The following is a 17,249-nucleotide window of genomic DNA, read 5'->3' on the forward strand; positions in this document are numbered from 1 at the left end:
AAATTATTCAACCTAAACCGTTTAAGACCCCTGTGGATATTCTGGTACTCTTTTTGTGGGATAAGGTCTTTGCAATCCCACAACAACCTTCATCATTACAGCGATTACAACAATAATTTCGTGTTGTCACAGGTGGTCATTAAATGAAGTATGCCTCTATTCCTTTTAATCAGAATAAAACCGGCTGGCCGGTTCATGAAAATGAACGGCGTCATTTCCCGGTACTCAGTGGGCAACACAAAGCGCATTGGGTGGTCGTGGGTGCCGGGTTTAGCGGGGTGGCATTTGCCCAGCGCCTGGCCGAGCGGCATCCAGACAGCCACATCGTCTTAATTGACGCTGAATCTGCGATGGAAAGCGCCTCCGCACGGAACTCCGGTTTTATTATTGGTCTACCGCATAACATCGGTTCATCGACCTCCGAGCTGAAAAAGGCCGAACACTATCGGCAACTCCTTCAGCAGGGGATTCGTGAGCTACAGTCGCGTATTCAGCAGACGGGTATTGAGTGTGACTGGCACCAGGCGGGCAAGTATCACTGCCAGATTGCCGCCACCGATGGCCACATTTTGCAGGAATATGTGGAAAGCCTGAAACAGATGGATGCGGCCTATGACTTAAAGGACCACGCAGCGTTAAGCGATGAGCTGGGAACGCGGCTTTACCATGCGGGGATCTACACGCCAGACAGTATTCTGGTGAACCCCGCCGCGCTCATTGCCGGGTTGGTGCGCCATCTGCCGGCCAACGTCACGGTTTATAACCACTCTCCGGTGGTGGCGATCGATTATTCTGGTCGCCACCCTCGGGTGCTGACGGTGCAGGGTTGCGTCGACGCCGAGCGGGTTATGCTGGCGACCAACGCGCTCTCCAGCGCGCTTTCTCCCGCGCTGAACCGTCAGGCGCCGATGGCCACCTTCGCCAGCATCACCGAACCGCTGAATGCAGAACAACAGCAGCGCATTTCCAGCACGCCGGGCTGGGGGCTGACACCCGTGAACGCCATTGCGGGCGCGACGTTGCGTTATACCCACGACCGCCGTTTCCTGATTCGCCAGCACGTTGAACCCGCGCTGAAAGGGATCGTCACCGCGCGGCAGACCTGGAACGCCGCTCAGCGACATGCGGCGTTTTTTGCTAAAGCCTATCCGCAGCTAAGCGACGTCAAGATTGAACACACCTGGTCTGGAACCATCAGCGTAACCCGCAACGGCGCACCGGTATGGGGGCAGGTTGGCCCTGCGGTCTGGGCGGTAGGCGGCTGTAATGGCGCCGGGATCTCTAAACAGACTATCGCTGGACGTTTGCTGGCAGATTATGTGCTGGGCGAAGATAACCCGCTGATTGCCTCGATGCAGGCGTTGGGACAGGCGAACTGGATGCCGCCGTCGCCGTTCCTTGATGTCGGCATCGCGGCCAGCTTGATGAAAGAACGCTATCTTGGCAGACACGAAATCTAGCCAAACGTTGGCCATTAAAAGCTCATTGCCAGCCCCACGCCGTAGCCGCTTGTGCCGTTGCCAAACATATAGCGCGCCACCAGCCGCGTACGGGTGATAAAGACCGGGTACTTGCTGCTGTCCATTTCAATGCCCAGCCCTACCGAGCTCAGGCTATCGAAGCCGAGCTTACCGCGCTGCTCGCCGAGGTACTCGGTGTGCGCGCCCTCCAGTACGTAGCGTACCGGGCTTTTTAGCAGCGTCCAGTCGAACAATGGCGCACGACGGCGCAGATAAAGCCCGAGGTTTTGCGCCGTGGCGCTTCCCTCCACGGCACGAGAGGTGCTGCCAAAGGTTTGCAGATTCATACCTGTGTAGCGCAGCTCGACATCGATGTCCTGCGCAGGGGAGATAAGCTCATAGTCGAGCATCAACGAACCGCCCAGCCCGTACGCATTGAGTCGGCCGCCGTCGAGGAAATCGTAATCGGCGTTTTTGTGCCGCTCCAGCGCCCAGGCACCCACGCGCAGATCGCTGGCCATGGTGCCGAGCATGACGTTGGCGATGGGACGCAGCACCAGATTGCCGCCCCAGCGGTCGCGGTGCAGGTTAAAATCCCAACCGATACCGCCCGTAGTGGTCAGGCTGTTCCATTTGGTAGGAATACGTCGACTCTGGTCGCCGTCGCTGATAACAAACTGCGGATCATAACGGCTGTAGCCCATTGCGCCCTCCAGGTACAACGGAAAGGACTCCCCCATGGTTGCGCCGCCGCCAAACTGGGTAATGGAGAGCTCGGTTTTATCATCGGAACCGGAGCCAATATTGAGATCGCTGGCGGTGATATCCGGTACGATCATAAAGCTCATTAAGGTCAGCACCGCGTCGGCGCGCTGCTTGATCCGCTGGCCCTCCGCCGCCACGGCATTCGGGCTGAATGCCAGCGAGGTTAGCAGGAGTAGGGTGATGCCGGGATATGCTGCAATCATGGTGCGAGCAGCCTCAACCAGAGAAGTTAGATTAACTATAGAGCAGGATTTCTTCCTCAGCGCAGCGGCGGAGCAGACAAAACCTTACACTCACACCCTTGCGGATCATTGAGTATTGTTTATGATTCGTCGGTCCTGATTGATTCGGTGAATAATGCATAATCGTCCGCTGGTAGCAAAATGGCTGTTGATGATGACCTGTCTGGCGATGGCTATCTGCCTGGTCCAACGGGCTGTTTATCTGCACCATTTTCTTGAGCAGGCCAGCAACCCGGTTCAGGTCTTCTCCAGCCCGGCGACGCCGGAAGCGGAGCTCGGCCCGTCGCCGTGTCAGCTGAGCGCCAGCTCGCTGCTGTGCGCCCAGCCGATGTTCTTTGACGGCGCGCTGCCCGCCGTTATTCTCTTCCTGGCCCTGATGCCGCTGTTTGTCGAAGTGCGCGCGTTTGTCTTTCGCGACGTGCCCCGACGGCCGCCAACCTTACGAATACACCTCAAAAACTGCGTTTTCCGTGAATAAAACATCGCCGTCTTAGCGATTTAATTTTTTATTTACGGAGAAAAGACATGTTGAATATCTTCAGGGGACTCTTCCTCCTGTTGCTCAGCTGCGCGGGTATCGCCCACGCAGCGGATAGCGGGTGGTTAACCTCCCCGCAAAACGATCACGCCCGCATTCGTTTCCAGGCCGAAAGAGGCGAGGGCCGAGTGTACGGCCTGCTGACCGTTGAACTCCAGTCCGGCTGGAAAACCTACTGGCGTTCACCGGGGGAAGGGGGCGTTGCGCCCGAGATCGTCTGGCAGAACGGCGAGAAGGCGCAGTGGTACTGGCCGGTGCCGTCGCGCTTTGACATTTCCGGGCTGACCACGCAGGGCTACCACCGACGGGTGGCGATTCCGATGATCATCACCGGTAACCTCGGGGATACGCTGGCTGGAACGCTCACGCTGTCCACCTGTAGCAACGTCTGCTTGTTAACAGACTACCCGCTGCAGCTTAATCTTAATCATCCCACCGATGAAACCTTCCGGGACGACTTCGAACAGGCGATGCGGACGATTCCGGCCAGCAGCGGCGTTTCCGCCGATCTCTCCGCACATCTGGCAGGGAAGCAGCTGGTGATTACCGGGACAACGCCGGACGAATGGCGCTCGCCCGAAATCTATTTCGACCCGCTGGACGGGGGCATTCTGCCCGGTGAGCCCCAGGTGCAAACGCGCGGCAAAGCGTTGACCGTGACCGTACCGGTTACCGACGAATGGGGTGACGTCCCCACGACGCTGGCGGGGAAAACGCTCTCCTTTGTGCTCACCAATCATGACCGGGCGCAGCAAACGACCCTCACGGTCGGCCCTGATAGCGCTGCATTGCACGATGACCCGGCGACCGGCCTGAGCCAGATGCTGCTGTTTGCGCTGCTCGGTGGTCTTATCCTCAATCTGATGCCCTGCGTGCTGCCGGTGCTGGGGATGAAGCTTAGCGCGGTGCTGCATGCGGGTACGGACAGGCGCAAGATCCGGCTGCGCTTTCTGGCGACCAGCGCGGGGATCCTGTTCTCCTTTGCGCTACTGGCGGCGATGGTCTCTGCGCTGAAGCTGACCGGGGCGGCGCTGGGCTGGGGTATTCAGTTCCAGAACCCGTGGTTTATCGGCCTGATGGTGGCCGTCACCTTTGTGTTTGCGCTCAATCTGTTCGGCGTGTTCAACGTGCTGCTGCCATCGACGATGGTGGGCAGAATGGCGACGGCAGGGGGCAACGGTACGCTGGGCAGCTTCTTTGAAGGGGTCTTTGCCACGCTGCTGGCGACGCCGTGTTCGGCGCCGTTTCTCGGTACCGCCGTCGCCTTTGCGCTGGGCGCACCGCTGACGACGCTGTGGCTTATTTTTATCGCGCTCGGAATCGGTATGGCCCTCCCGTGGCTGCTGGTGGCGCTGGTGCCGAAAATCGCCCTGCTGCTGCCGCGTCCAGGCCGCTGGATGAACGGGGTGAAAACGCTGCTCGCGCTGATGATGCTGGCCTCCAGCCTTTGGCTGGCGACGCTGCTTGCCCAGCACATCGGCGACAGAATTAGCGGGGTTATCGTGCTGACGCTCACGCTGCTGGCGCTGTTTGCTTTTATCTCCGTCGCCAAACGCCGGGGTGTGAGCTTCTTTGTCGTACTGGTTTTGCTGGCGGCGTTCGGCGGCTACCAGCTGCATGGGCTCCTCCAGGCTTCGCCTGCGCCCAGGACCGAAACGGCGATCCGCTGGCAACCCTTGAGCGAAGCGGCAATAGCGCAGGCCGTCGCGGACGGGAAGCGGGTTTTTGTCGATATCTCGGCAGACTGGTGCGTGACCTGCAAAGTGAATGAAATACGGGTATTAAATCAGCCGGAGATTATCGCCGCGCTGAATGCGCCTGATGTGGTGGCCCTACGCGGTGACTGGAGCCAACCCTCTGATGCCATCGCTGCTTTCCTGCAAAAACGTAACCGCTTTGCCATCCCCTTCAATGAAGTCTACGGGCCGGGGCAAGCCGTCGGCGAGATCCTCCCGCCGCTGCTGGACAAAAAGACCCTGTTGACCGCTCTGAACCCTGTTAAAGGTGAATAACCCATGAAAAAAACGCTGATTTTTGGCTTGCTGATCCTTGCTTCACTGCGTGCCTTCGCCGCGCCGCCGCTGACGCCCGCACAGGAAGCGCGCGTCCAGGAACTGGTGCAGGAGACGCTGCTTAACCATCCTGAAATCCTCGCCGCGGCGGCGGAAAAGCTCGACCAGCAGAGCGCGCAGGCCGATCGCGAGCAGTTGCAGACGGTCCTTAAGCAACACCAGGACTTTCTCTTCAATGACCCAAACTCTCCGCGCATGGGGGCGGCGCATCCCCGGTTGACGCTGGTGGTGTTTACCGACTACAACTGCCCTTACTGCAAGAAATTTGACCCGTATCTGGCAAAGATCGTGGCGAAATACCCCGACGTGGCGGTGGTGTTTAAGTTTCTGCCTTACCGCGCAGAAAGTTCGGTCACGTCGGCGCGAGAAGCGCTAACCGTGTGGCGTACGCATCCTGAGCAGTTCCTCCGCTTCAACGATATCCTGATGGCGAGAAAGGGCTATCACGATGATGCCAGTATTGCTGAAGCGAAAAATAAAGCCGCAGTGGTGGTGGAGAAGCCCGATGAGCAAAGCCTGGAAACGCTGAAAAAAAGCCTGGCGGTTGCGCAGCAGCTGGGTATTCAGGGCACGCCCGCCACGCTGATTGGCGGCGAGCTGCTGTCGGGCTGGATCCCGTATGAACAATTTGACGCAATGGTCAGCGAAGCGCTGAAAAAACAGTAAATTGACTCGCGGGGGAACTCCCCCGCGTTAAGGAGAGACAACGATGAAACCGATCGCGCTGATGGCGTTATCCTTAATGCCGACGCTCGCCTTTGCCAATGCGCCGCTTCCCGACATTGTGAAGCGCTTTAGCGAGCAGCAGAACATCACGATAGTCAAAGAAATAGACGCCCCCGGCGGCATGAAAAGCTGGGTTGGTCAGTATCAGGATATGGGCGTGACGCTGTTTCTGACCCCCGATGGCCAGCACGTGGTGTCCGGCTACCTTTATGACGATAAAGGTAAAAACCTGAGTGAAGACTATTTCAAAAGCGAAATTTATATCCCGATGGGCCGGGAGATGTGGCAAAAGCTGAACAGCGCCCACGCGCTGAAAGAGGGGGCCGATACGGCGGAACGCAAGGTGGTGGTCTTCGCCGATCCGTTCTGTCCGTATTGCAAAACGTTCTGGTCGGCGGCCCAGCCCTGGGTGGCGGCGGGCAAAGTGCAGCTCAATACGCTGTTGGTGGCGTTCCTTAACCCACAAAGCGGTCGTAACGCCACGGCCATTCTGAACGCCGATGATCCGGTGGCGGCCTGGCGGGAGTACGAGCTCTCTGGCGGCAAAAAGCTGCCGCCGTTTACGGGGACCACGCCGCGTGAAACCTTCAATTTGCTCCAGCAGCACCAGAAGCTGATGGACGATCTGGGGGCGAGCGCGACACCGGCCATTTATTATATGAATGATAAAAATGAGCTGCAGCAGGTAGTCGGCATGCCGGATGAAAAGCAGCTGATTGACATGTTCGGCCCACGCCCCTAAGTCATAGCAACGTGCGCGCTGGGGCGGGGGTGACCCCTCCGGCGCCCATTTAGCCCCAGACGTGGATAAAATTCAGTAACACGGTCACGATGACCCAGGCTAACAAAAAATAGCGCCGCTTGTCGTTGCGAGATTCCAGCGCGGAGAAATAGTTGGCGCTGTAAAAGGTGGAGACAATAATCGCCAGCGTGACGACGATATGCCATACCGATTCCCGGATGCCAACACAGGCGCTGACGGCGCTAAAACAGAGCACGATAGCAATGCCGTTAAGCGCGTTGCACATCAGCCAACCCCACAGGCTTGCGGGCCGGACAAACATTTGTTCGAGTCGTAATACCAATGAACTATTCACCCTGTAAATATAAAGTGCGCATAAAATGCAGCTTATGCGTAGACGTGGAGTTGACCAAAATCAACGTTGTGGGCTGATGTCGACAATTATGTCCTGAATGTTGAGCGGTGTTGGCGTACAGACGGCCAGACTGAGCGCATTTTGCTGGCAATGAGCAATAAAATGCGTCGTAGGCTGCGTACTGTCGATGTCGGCCATCTGCCATACGCCGCCGCCGCGCTGTTTCACGATAGCCTCTTTTTGCGTCCAGATGCGCCAGAAGGCGGCAAGCTGGTGTTCCGGGCGTTCGGCGGTAATTTCCGCCTGTTCGCCGGCGCTGTAAAACGCACTCACCAGCGATGGCCATCGCGGGCGCGGGCGGATAACCTCGATATCGCAGCCCACTTCTCCTTCATCGCTGAGTAGCAGGGCGATGTTGTCGCCGCTGTGGCTCAGGTTGAACCACAGCGGCTGCTCGCCCCCAAACGCCGGTTTCCCTTGTTCGCCATAGATAATCTCCGGCAGCGGCGAGCAGACGTAGCAAAGCAGCGCCCGACCCGCCAGCCAGGCGGCGCGTCTTGCGCCCTGCGGTGCCGCCGACATAACTTCGGCAGCGAGCGGAATGGCGCTTAAGGCCGGAACGTTCCCCAGATAAAGCCGGTACATTTCAGGGCCAGCGTTGAATAATCATCGAGGTGTTGATGCCGCCGAAGGCAAAGTTATTACTCTGCAGGAACTCGCAATCCACTCGGCGGGCCTTTTCCATGATGTAGTCCAGCGCACCGCAGTTTTCATCCGGATGCCGCAGGTTGAGCGTGGGCGCAAACCAGCCTTCTCGCATCATCTGCAGACTCATCCAGGCCTCCAGCGCGCCACAGGCGCCGAGGGTGTGACCAAAATAGCCTTTCAACGAGGAAAAGGGGACGTGGTCACCGAATAGGGCCGCTGTTGCCTGGCTTTCGGCAAGATCGCCGCGGTCTGTTGCGGTGCCGTGGGCCGAAATATAGCCGATATCCTGCGGACTTAAGCCTGCCACTTTCAGCGACTGCGCCATACAGATTTGCATGGTTTCGCGCTGGGGTTGGGTGATATGGGCGGCATCGCAGTTGGTGGCAAAGCCGACGATCTCGCCGAAGATGGTCGCGCCGCGCGCTTTTGCGTGCTCCAGTTCTTCAAGAATGAGCGTTCCGGCACCTTCACCCACCACCAGACCGTCGCGTTTCTCGTCGAACGGGGAGGGCGTTGTTTTCGGTTGGTCATTGCGCTGGCTGGTGGCGAACAACGTATCAAAGACCGCCGCTTCTGAGGGGCACAGTTCCTCTGCGCCGCCCGCGACCATCACGGTCTGGTAACCGTGGCGGATGGCTTCCCACGCGTAGCCAATCGCCTGGCTGCCCGAGGTACAGGCGCTGGAGGTGGGGATAACCCGCCCGCGCAGGCCAAAGAACAGGCCGGTATTGACGGCGGTGGTGTGCGGCATCATCTGCACGTAGGTGGTGGCGGTAATGTTATTGGTGTGCTTCTCGGTGAGCATGGTGGCGAATTCGCTCATCGGGCCGGTGCTGCCGGTTGAGGAACCATAGGCAATCCCGGTTTCACCATTAGTCAGCACCTTATCGTCGAGCAAACCCGCCTGCTCCAGCGCCAGCTCGGTGGCCCGCGTCGACAGCAGCGATACGCGGCCCATCGCGCGGATGCGTTTACGGGTATAATGGTCCGGCAGCCTGAAGTCTTCTATCGGCGCGCCCAGCAGCGTTTGCAGCCCGTCGAATTCCTGCCATTCCGGCATATACCGTACGGCGTTTTCGTAGGCCAGCAGCCGGGTGGAAACGTCCTGCCAGTTATCGCCAAAGGCGGTGACGCCGCCCATCCCGGTAATCACCACGCGGCGCGTCATAGCATCCCTCCATTAATGGAAATGACCTGGCGAGTCACGTAACCGGCAATATCTGACATCAGATAAGCGGCCAGCCCGGCCACTTCGTCCGCCTGTCCCATGCGTTTCATCGGGATAGCGGCCATGGCCTCTTTTAGCGCCGTCTCTTCCATCTGCAGCATGCCGGTATCGATAAGGCCCGGCGCAATGCAGTTGACGGTGATTTTGCGTTTTGCCAGCTCTATCGCCAGCGCTTTGGTGGCGCCAATAATGCCCGCTTTGGCGGCGCTGTAGTTCACCTGGCCCCGGTTGCCCATCACGCCAGAGACGGAAGAGAGCGTGATAATGCGTCCTCCCTGGCGCGCGCTAATCATCGGCATGATGCAGGGCTGGATGACGTTGTAGAAACTGTCGAGATTGGTGTGGATCACCGCATCCCAGTCGTCATCGCTGAGCGCCGGGAAGGCGGCATCGCGCGTTATACCCGCATTGCTTACCACGCCGTACCATGCGCCGTGCGCCGCAATATCCTGCTCCAGCACCGTGCGGCACTGCGCACGGTTTGCAACGTCAAACTGCAGCAGACGCCCCGCGCCGCCAAGGGCGTGAATCGCTTCCAATGTATCCTGCGCGCCGGCCTCGTCATGATGATAATGAACGCCGACGACAAAACCTTCCGCCGCCAGCTTTTGGGCGATGGCGCGCCCGATCCCCTTGCTGGCGCCGGTCACTAAAACTGAACGACTCATGCGCACGCTCCTTGTTGAAAGAGAGAATGAAGTTCTTCCGCCGTCGGCTGGAAGGTGTTCACACGACCCGATGCCAGCGGCTCCGCGCCTGCATCAATCGTGCATTCAAAGCTGCCGAAACGTTCGTCCTGCATCAGGCGGCTGATGGCGACAGAAAGCGTTTTTCCGCCCGGCAGCGCGCCCGCGGCGCAAACCAGCTCACGGGCGCCGAGCACCATCCCCAGCGGCATCGCTTCCAGACCTTTCTGCTGACGATGCCAGCCGGACCACACGCCGACGGTCTGTGCCATCAGCTCCAGCGCAAACCAGCCGGGGAGGTTCCCTTGCGGATCGAGATACGGACTCAGCACGCCGTCGGGCGTCACGGCGACGAGGCAAATGGCGGTTTCCTCGGTCACGCTCACCACCTCTTCCAGCAGCAGCATGGGGGCGTCGTGCGGCAGATAGTCGCCGGGTGATAAATAGCGGCTCATGAAACCCTCCCGAGCAGGATGCTGGCGTTGTTACCGCCAAACGCGAACGAATTTGACAGGATAACCGGGTGCTTCAGCGTTTGTGGCTGCGTAATAATCCCGCACGGCGCCAGCGCCGGGTCGCGCGGCGACAGGCTAAAGTCCTGGGCAGGAAGCGGTAGATTTCTTTGTAATATCAACATGCTTATCCCCGCCTCGGTGATGCCTGCCGCACCCAGCGTGTGGCCGGTCAGGTGCTTGGTGGAACTACAGGGAACCGCTTCGCCAAACAGCGCGTTCACCACGTGAGATTCGATCCGATCGTTTAGCGGCGTCGCGGTGCCGTGCAGATTAATGTAGCCGATATCGCCAGGGGCCATCCCCGCATCGTCCAGCGCCTGCTGAATCGCGCGAATCGCGCCTTCTCCCTGCGGATGCGGCGCGGAAATATGGTAAGCATCGCTCGACTCGCCGACGCCCAGCAGCGCGATAGGCTGCGGTTCACGCGTCAGCAGCATCAACGCCGCGCCTTCACCGATGGTGATGCCGCAACGATCCTGAGCAAACGGCTGGCACCGCGTGGTGGAGAGCGACTCCAGGCTGTGGAAACCGTTAATCGGCATTCGGCTCAGGGTATCCGCGCCGCCGACAATCGCCACGTCCGCCAGTCCGGCCTCAATCAGGCGACGTCCGCTGATGATCGCGCGAGCGCTGGAGGAGCAGGCGGTTGAAAGGGTAAAGGCCGGGCCGTCGAGCGCTAACCAGTGGCTGAGAAAGCGCGACGGGTCGCCCAGCTCCTGCTGCGGATAGCGCCACGCGGTGCTGGCTTTGCCGTTCAGGGTCAGGTTGACGTGCGCGTCGCCCTCATCCAGTCCGGAGGTACTGGTCCCGAGCGCCACGGCAACCCGCTCATGGCCATACCGCGTGATGGCGGCATCCACCTGCGGCTGAATCTGCGCCAGCGCGGCCAGCAGCAGCTGGTTGTTGCGCGAGCGGTGGTCATGAAAAGTATCAGCAATAACGGGCAGCTCGCCGTCGACGCCGCCCAGCACGGCTTCTGGATGTCCCTGAAGCCAGCCGGTTCTTGGGCGCATGCCGGGGGCCACGCCGCGCGTCAGGTTCGCGGCGATCTCATCGAGCGTGTTGCCCAGCGCATTGATCATGCCGACTGCCGAAATGTAGATCATCTCAGTCACCCAGATATTGAATGGTGATGTGGTATTTAAAAACGTGCTGCGCAATGCTGATTGGCTCACGTTTGCCGTGGCGGTTGAGGTAGGTGATTTCGGTCACCAGCTTACCACGGGTGTTGCGCAGCTCGCGCTTATCGCCGCTGTCGGTCAACGTCCAGCCGGCGGGCAACTGCGGCTGCCAGGCGCTGATGGGCCAGTGGCTGAGCATCACGTCGGCCAGTACCTGGCTGGCGGGCGGCAGCTGTGGTGCAACAATCGACTGCTCGGTGTGCAGCCCGTGTTCGTCGTAGGTGGCGAGAAACAGACGAATACCGACCGACGACAGCCCCGCGAGGGTGAGTTTTTTATCATCGGCGTTCAGCATGACCAGCAGCGACTGGGTCTGACCGTTGAAGCTGCCGGTCAGCAACTGCTGAGAACGGAGCGCCGGAGAGATGCCCGGCGTCGGTAGGGTCACGCGAGTACCCGGCTCCAGCCACGCCTGCGGGCGAGCGGATGGCGCCGGTTGCGTGTGGCTGCAAGCGGTCAGCAGCAGAGTGCCTATCAGCAAAAGGGCGCGGATTGCCGGATGGCGACACGCGTCGCGGTACGCTGTAGGCCGGATAAGGCGACGCCGCCATCCGGCAAAAAAGGTCGCTGTCATCATCGTTATTTCTTCTCTCTTTTCGTCGGCATCGCCAGCGGCGATAGCAGAAAGGCGGTGAAAATGCCGCTCACCAGCACGATACCGAAACTGCTGATGGCCTGCGTGGCGCTAAAGACCAGCATACCAAGCGTCAGCAGGGTGGTCAGCATCGCCAGCGTAATTGCCAGCAGCGACGTCAGCGGCGTGCCGCGCGGGTTGCTGAAAAATAGGGTGTAGTTAATACCGATCCCCAACACCAGCACCAGCGCCAGCAGCGAGAACAGGTTCAGCGGATGTCCGCTCAACGCCAGCACCGCCAGCCCGCAGCCTAATGACAGCAGTGAGGGGACAAGGCTGATGGCCCCTTTCCGCCAGCCGAGGCGGGCGATTGCGCCGCAGGCAATTACCGCCAGCGCCACGCCCAGCAGGCCGGTCAGAATATGGCGATAGAGCGCGAACAGCGCGTCAAAGGAGTGCTTACGATCCAGCCACGCGACGCCGGGCTGTTTTTTACTCAGCGCATCCAGCGCCGCGCTCGCTTTTACCCCTTCAGCGGGTATCAGCACGCCGCTTTCACCGTTGGGCAACGTCAGCCACAGCAGACGCCAGCCTTCGCTGGCCGGGCTGCTCAGCCAGCGATCGACCGTCACCGGCATGGGCTTAAGGTCCGGATTCACCGTGGTGAGCCCGGCGCTGGCGAGCGCCTGAGCGATGGCGGGCGCGGCGGTTTTCAACGCCTTAAGATCCTGCTGCTGCCGGGCGAGGGAATTCAGCGGAATCGTGCGATAGCCGCTGATCCAGCCGCGTTGTTTCGCCTGCTCCAGCGCGGGAATAAACCCTTCCAGCCGTTCCAGCGTTTGCTGTGCAGAACTGCCGTAAACCACAAACCATTTTTGATCGACGGGCTGTCCGGTTAGCGCGGTCATCGCTTTTTCCTGCGCCAGAATGTGCTGCGGTAGCGCCTGAAGCTGCGAGATATCGTCATCGACGCGCAACGCGGCGAGGCCCGCCAGCGAGAAAATCGCCAGCGCTACCGGCAGGCCGACGGACAGTTTTCGCTTGCGTCGCCATGCGGCCAACCAGCGCAGCATCAACCCCCGTGCCGGAACCGGGCGTACGGGTAGACCACGACACAGCCACGGATGCCAGAAAATCACCGTCAGACAGGAAGCGGAAAGGCCGACGGCCGCAAATACCGACATCTGCCGGATGGCGGGGAAGGGGGCGAGCATCATGATCAGGTACGCTGCCACGGTGGTCAGCAGCGCCAGCAGCAGCGCAGTACGCACTTTGGCGAGGCTTTGCCACGGCGAGGCTTCCGCGCCATGCACCATGCGCTCGGTCAGGTAGTAGAGCGTGTAGTCGGCAGAAATACCGATAATGCTCATGCTCATCACCAGCGTCATCAGGTGCAGTTCACCGAACGCCAGCAGCGTGACCACGGTGCCCGCCAGCGCGCCGATGGTGATGGAGACCAGACACAGCAGCAGCGGTCGCAGCGAGCGGAAGGTGAGGAGGATCAGCAGCAGTACGCCGAGTATCGTTGCGACACCGAGCGTTGAGATATCCTGCTTCGCCTGCTGACTGGCGTAGTCGCTGTAAAACACCGTCCCGCGCGACAGCAGCTGTGCCTGCGGATGACGGGCCTTCAGCTCGCTTTCCAGCGCGCCGAGCGTGGTTACCAGCCGGTGCGTTCGCTGCATGTCGAACGACGAACCCGACAGCTCGCCGTGCAGCAGATACCAGTAGCGTCCGTCGCCATCCTGCGTCACCAGCCAGCCGTTCATCAGCCTTAGCCGCTGGCCATTTTTCGCCATCGCCAACTGCGAGCCGCGCATTAACATCAGCGGATCGTTTTGCAGCTCTTTGCCGCTTACGCCGGAGAAGGCCGAATAGAGCTGGGAGAGGATCCACTGCGCCTGCGCTGCGCCGCCGTTTTGTAGCCGCGCGCGGGTCTCCGGGTCAATCAGGCCGTTACGGTGCTGCCAGAAAAAATCACCCCAGGCTTGCTGGCTGTCGGCATCCATCGGGCCTTTGACTTCCGCCAGCATCTGCGATTTTTCCAGCAGCGCCAGCCAGTCGCGGGCGACCTGCGGGTCGGCCTGTTTGCCGGGGCTGACCAGCCAGACCAGCTGACGGTCGAGGCGCTGCATAAACCCGTCGTTGAGGCTCGGCGGAATCGCGCCCATTGCCTGCTTCGGCAGCATAGCCAGCACGCTGCTGTTCAGCCGCGCTTTCGGCAGCAGCGTCAGCAGCGCCGCCAGCATCAGCAGGCAGCAGAATGCCCACAGCAGCGCCGGGCGTTTACGGGGCGGCAAAGCGCTGGCGTTCGTCATCGGTCAGTTGGGCGGGCGTCAGTTGGTGTTGAGAAAGGACTATATCGGTGCGATCGCCCTGTTTATCGTTTAGCGCAATGCGCTCCAGATAGTCTTTACCGGCCAAATCAATGGTGGCGAAGATTTTATCCAGCGGCGTGGTGGTTGGCGTCAGGCGTAACGTCCAGCGGCCTGCGCCCTGGTCCTTAAAATCGACGCGGAAGTTTTGCTCAAGCACGGTGCGATCGGCCTGGAACAGCGCGCGCAGCAGGTGGTTAAACTGGAACATCTGCGGGTTGTTTTCCGCGGTGATGGTCTGCGGCGGCTGGCCGTTAATGGCCTGCACCATTCGCTTGTCATCGAGCAGGAGCTGCATCGGGAACGGGCTGGTTTGATCCCACAGCAGCCCCTGCTCGCGGGCGATCAGCATCGTCCCCTGGGATCGCAGCGGCTGCGGCAGATCCCTGATGGTCCGGGTCTGGTCGAAGTGCGCACGAATCACCGGCTGTTCGGTAAAGCGCTGTTGCAGCGTGTCGAGCGTCATCGCGCTGACAAACGGGCTTATCAATAGCGCCAGCAGCGGCAGCCATCTCATGGCGTGACCCCCATACGTTCAAACAGAATATCCGGGCTGACGAAGCACATCTCGCCGCTGGCGTCGTCCACCGCCACCTGGATGGTGTAGCCGCTGGTGGCGCGCTGGCCGCTTTCGGCATCGAAAATGTCGTAGTTGATGCGCAGGCGGTTCTCAAACTCGCCAATGCGCGCACGGACGCGAATGCGCTGCTCGAAGGTCAGCGGGTGACGGTACTTCACGCGGGTATCAACCACCGGCCACAGGTAGCCGGAGGCTTTCATCTGCCGATAGCCGTAGTTGAACTGGTTCAGCAGCGCTTCGCGGGCGATTTCGAAATAGCGGAAGTAGTTGCCGTGCCATACGACGCCCATCATGTCGACGTCGTGAAAAGGAATGGTCAGCTCAACTTCAGCCGTAAAACGGGGATCGTTTAGCACCCTTTACTCCTTGTGTTGCGGATCCGGCAGCTGGCAGAAATCAAAAAAGTTAAACCAGTCGAGCGGTGACTGCAGCGCATAGTGCTCGAGGCGTTCGGCATAACGGTCGATGGCGTGCTGAAGCGCCTGCTGGCGGTTAGCACGCGGTAGCGGCAGCGGGTCGGCAAACGGTTCACAGTGAATGTGCAGCTGCCCCTGCTGGCGCAGCGCAAACAGCAGTTCGACCGGGCAGCGCAGCAGGGCGGCGAGAATAAACGGCCCCTGCGGGAACGGCGCGAGCTGGCCCATAAAACGGCTCCAGCACACGCGCCATTGGCCGCCGCGCTGCGGACTGACCGCAATGCGGTCGCCGACGATGGCGATCCACTCGCCACGGTCCAGTTTTTCCTGCAGCAGCATGGCGGTGTCCGGGCCAATATCGGTCACCGGCAGCAGGTTAATCCCGGCCTGCGGGGCCATCTCCTGCATAATCTGTTTAAAGCGCTGGGCGTTATCGCTGAACACCAGCGCGTTGATAACCGTGCTGCCCTCCCGCTGCGCCAGCGCGCGACATACTTCAACATCGCCCAGATGCGAGACCAGCAGCAGCTTGCCGCGCCCCTCGCCGCCGTTTAAGGTCGCTTGTGCGCCGGGCGCGAAGACCACGTCGCGGCCAGGTTGCAGCTCGCCGCGCCAGCTGGCGATTTTATCGAGCATCGCGTTGCCAAAACGCAGGAAGTGCTGATAGCTGGTGAGGTTTTTCGGCACCGGCATGCCGCGCCCGGTGAGCTGTTCACGCACGCGCGTTACCCAGCGCTGTGAAGCGTGGCGAGCGCGCCGTGCAGTTAACCAGTAGACGCCCACTACCGGGTAGAGCAGCAGCGTAAAGGCTTTTCGTCCCAGTAAGCGCCACACTTGCAACATCAGGCGCATCCCCCATAAGCCTTTGACCTCCTGCTGGCGTGCCCAGTGCGGCGAGGCGCGGCGAAATAGCAGCTTTGGGATGCGCGGCAGCATGCCAAGGAACAGCCGCGTGTGCATCCATGAAATACGCAGGTTGTCTTTGAAGGCATCGAAATGGGAAAGCCCGTCCGGCGGATAGGTCACCCGGGTCGGGACAAAATAGCTGGTGTTGCCCTGCCAGTAGAGCCGCACCATCACTTCGGTATCAAAATCCATCCGCTGACCAAGCGTCACGCGTTGGGCGAGCTGGAGCGTGGGGGCTAGCGGGTAGACGCGAAAACCGCACATGCTGTCTTTCAGCTGCAGCGACAGCGTTTCAATCCATACCCAGACGTGGGTCACCCAGCGGCCATACCGGCGCGAGCGGGGAATGGAGTCGTCGTATATCGGCTGCCCGGAAATCAGCGCCGTCGGGTGTGCTTTCGCCAGCGTCAGCAGTTTGGGAATATCTTCAATCGCGTGCTGGCCGTCGGCATCCAGCTGGACGGCATGGCTATAGCCCGCCGCTGCCGCCGCCTGTAGCCCACAGAGCACCGCCGCGCCTTTACCGGCGTTTTCCGCCTGCCGAATCAGCGTCAGGTTCTCGGTTTGCGCGGCCAGCTGTTGCAGCGCTTCGCGGGTGGCGGCATCGCTGCCGTCGTCGACCACGATGCAGGGCAGGCCAAACGGCTGCAGGCGTGCGAGCACGCTCGCCATCATCGGGCCATGGTTGTAGCAGGGAATGACCACGCAGGGGGAAAAGGTCAACGACATAGCCGAATTTTCCCGCTGCTGGCCGTGTGGCGCGCATCGCCGTCGTGGCGCAGGTAGCTGAACGTCAGCAGCCCGCGCGCTTCCTGCCATTTCAGGGTCAACGTGACCACCATGGAGGGCAGGAGCGGAGCCTGAAATTTCACGTTCTGCAGGCTGTGAAAACGCCAGCCGGGGGCCAGCTCTGCGGCGGCGTAATGCATCACCCAGTCCAGCTGCGCCACGCCGGGCAGCAGGGGCTGAATGGCAAAGTGCCCCTGGAACCAGCAAAGATCGGGATCGAGAGTAAGCACAATCTCAAGCTGCTGCGGCGGTGCCTGATGGCGCTCAATTTCACGGGGTTTCATGCAATAACTCCTGCAATTGCGCATCGACACGCTTATTCATACTGTTAACCGGGATTTCATCAATCACGCGCCAGTAGCGCGGCACGGCGACCGGCTCCAGCCAGGGC

General features: G+C 60.4%; 18 protein-coding genes. 5 read left to right on the forward strand and 13 right to left on the reverse strand.

Going from position 1 to position 17,249, the window contains the following annotated elements:
* Positions 1–143: 143 nt before the first annotated feature.
* Positions 144–1,460, forward strand: a complete 1,317-nt coding sequence (locus M989_RS21935; protein ID WP_064548913.1) for an NAD(P)/FAD-dependent oxidoreductase — start codon at positions 144–146, stop codon at positions 1,458–1,460.
* Positions 1,461–1,474: 14 nt separating this feature from the next.
* On the opposite strand, the gene M989_RS21940 is transcribed toward M989_RS21935, so the two are convergent.
* A complete protein-coding gene (locus M989_RS21940) occupies positions 1,475–2,428 on the reverse strand; it encodes a hypothetical protein (RefSeq protein ID WP_064548915.1) in 954 nt (317 codons plus the stop codon).
* Between the two features lie 154 nt (positions 2,429–2,582).
* Between M989_RS21940 and M989_RS21945 the strand changes: the two genes are divergently transcribed.
* From M989_RS21945 to dsbG, 4 genes are read left to right on the forward strand one after another with little or no spacing between them, the layout of a single operon-like run.
* The gene (locus M989_RS21945) at positions 2,583–2,945 is read left to right on the forward strand and encodes a hypothetical protein (protein ID WP_064548917.1); all 363 of its coding nucleotides are present in this window, start codon (positions 2,583–2,585) and stop codon (positions 2,943–2,945) included.
* A gap of 47 nt (positions 2,946–2,992) precedes the next feature.
* Positions 2,993–5,017 (forward strand): protein-disulfide reductase DsbD family protein, encoded by a 2,025-nt coding sequence (locus tag M989_RS21950; RefSeq protein WP_064548919.1) that lies wholly within the window; start codon positions 2,993–2,995, stop codon positions 5,015–5,017.
* A gap of 3 nt (positions 5,018–5,020) precedes the next feature.
* On the forward strand, positions 5,021–5,743 hold the full coding sequence (locus M989_RS21955; protein ID WP_064548921.1) for a DsbA family protein: 723 nt from the start codon (positions 5,021–5,023) through the stop codon (positions 5,741–5,743).
* Positions 5,744–5,786: 43 nt separating this feature from the next.
* Entirely contained in the window at positions 5,787–6,545 is a 759-nt protein-coding gene (gene dsbG / locus M989_RS21960; protein WP_064548923.1) for a thiol:disulfide interchange protein DsbG, read from the forward strand.
* A 49-nt stretch (positions 6,546–6,594) separates the two neighbouring features.
* On the opposite strand, the gene M989_RS21965 is transcribed toward dsbG, so the two are convergent.
* The 12 genes from M989_RS21965 to M989_RS22020 form a co-directional block, all read right to left on the reverse strand.
* Positions 6,595–6,831, reverse strand: a complete 237-nt coding sequence (locus M989_RS21965) for a hypothetical protein (RefSeq protein WP_064548925.1) — start codon at positions 6,829–6,831, stop codon at positions 6,595–6,597.
* A 129-nt stretch (positions 6,832–6,960) separates the two neighbouring features.
* The gene (gene acpT / locus M989_RS21970; RefSeq protein ID WP_064548927.1) at positions 6,961–7,545 is read right to left on the reverse strand and encodes a 4'-phosphopantetheinyl transferase AcpT; all 585 of its coding nucleotides are present in this window, start codon (positions 7,543–7,545) and stop codon (positions 6,961–6,963) included.
* Position 7,546: 1 nt separating this feature from the next.
* A complete protein-coding gene (locus tag M989_RS21975; RefSeq protein WP_064548929.1) occupies positions 7,547–8,776 on the reverse strand; it encodes a beta-ketoacyl-ACP synthase in 1,230 nt (409 codons plus the stop codon).
* A complete protein-coding gene (locus M989_RS21980) occupies positions 8,773–9,504 on the reverse strand; it encodes a 3-ketoacyl-ACP reductase FabG2 (RefSeq protein WP_064548931.1) in 732 nt (243 codons plus the stop codon). Before M989_RS21980 ends, M989_RS21975 begins: the two co-directional genes overlap by 4 nt.
* On the reverse strand, positions 9,501–9,977 hold the full coding sequence (locus tag M989_RS21985; protein WP_064548933.1) for a hotdog family protein: 477 nt from the start codon (positions 9,975–9,977) through the stop codon (positions 9,501–9,503). Before M989_RS21985 ends, M989_RS21980 begins: the two co-directional genes overlap by 4 nt.
* The gene (locus M989_RS21990; RefSeq protein WP_064548935.1) at positions 9,974–11,143 is read right to left on the reverse strand and encodes a beta-ketoacyl-[acyl-carrier-protein] synthase family protein; all 1,170 of its coding nucleotides are present in this window, start codon (positions 11,141–11,143) and stop codon (positions 9,974–9,976) included. The genes M989_RS21985 and M989_RS21990 overlap by 4 nt, the downstream gene beginning before the upstream one ends.
* A 1-nt stretch (position 11,144) precedes the next feature.
* Complete coding sequence (locus M989_RS21995; protein WP_245191282.1) at positions 11,145–11,795, reverse strand: DUF3261 domain-containing protein; 651 nt, start codon at positions 11,793–11,795, stop codon at positions 11,145–11,147.
* A gap of 2 nt (positions 11,796–11,797) precedes the next feature.
* Positions 11,798–14,110: an MMPL family transporter gene (locus M989_RS22000; RefSeq protein WP_064548937.1), complete on the reverse strand. Its 2,313-nt coding sequence runs from the start codon at positions 14,108–14,110 to the stop codon at positions 11,798–11,800.
* Positions 14,079–14,684, reverse strand: a complete 606-nt coding sequence (locus tag M989_RS22005; RefSeq protein WP_064548939.1) for a LolA family protein — start codon at positions 14,682–14,684, stop codon at positions 14,079–14,081. Before M989_RS22005 ends, M989_RS22000 begins: the two co-directional genes overlap by 32 nt.
* Complete coding sequence (locus tag M989_RS22010; protein ID WP_064548941.1) at positions 14,681–15,103, reverse strand: acyl-CoA thioesterase; 423 nt, start codon at positions 15,101–15,103, stop codon at positions 14,681–14,683. Before M989_RS22010 ends, M989_RS22005 begins: the two co-directional genes overlap by 4 nt.
* Positions 15,104–15,106: 3 nt before the next feature.
* Entirely contained in the window at positions 15,107–16,798 is a 1,692-nt protein-coding gene (locus M989_RS22015) for a glycosyltransferase family 2 protein (protein WP_064548943.1), read from the reverse strand.
* Positions 16,789–17,142 (reverse strand): ApeI family dehydratase, encoded by a 354-nt coding sequence (locus M989_RS22020; protein ID WP_064548945.1) that lies wholly within the window; start codon positions 17,140–17,142, stop codon positions 16,789–16,791. The genes M989_RS22015 and M989_RS22020 overlap by 10 nt, the downstream gene beginning before the upstream one ends.
* Between the last annotated feature and the right edge of the window lie 107 nt (positions 17,143–17,249).

The organism is Kluyvera georgiana ATCC 51603 (genome assembly GCF_001654985.1).
Lineage (GTDB): Bacteria > Pseudomonadota > Gammaproteobacteria > Enterobacterales > Enterobacteriaceae > Kluyvera > Kluyvera georgiana.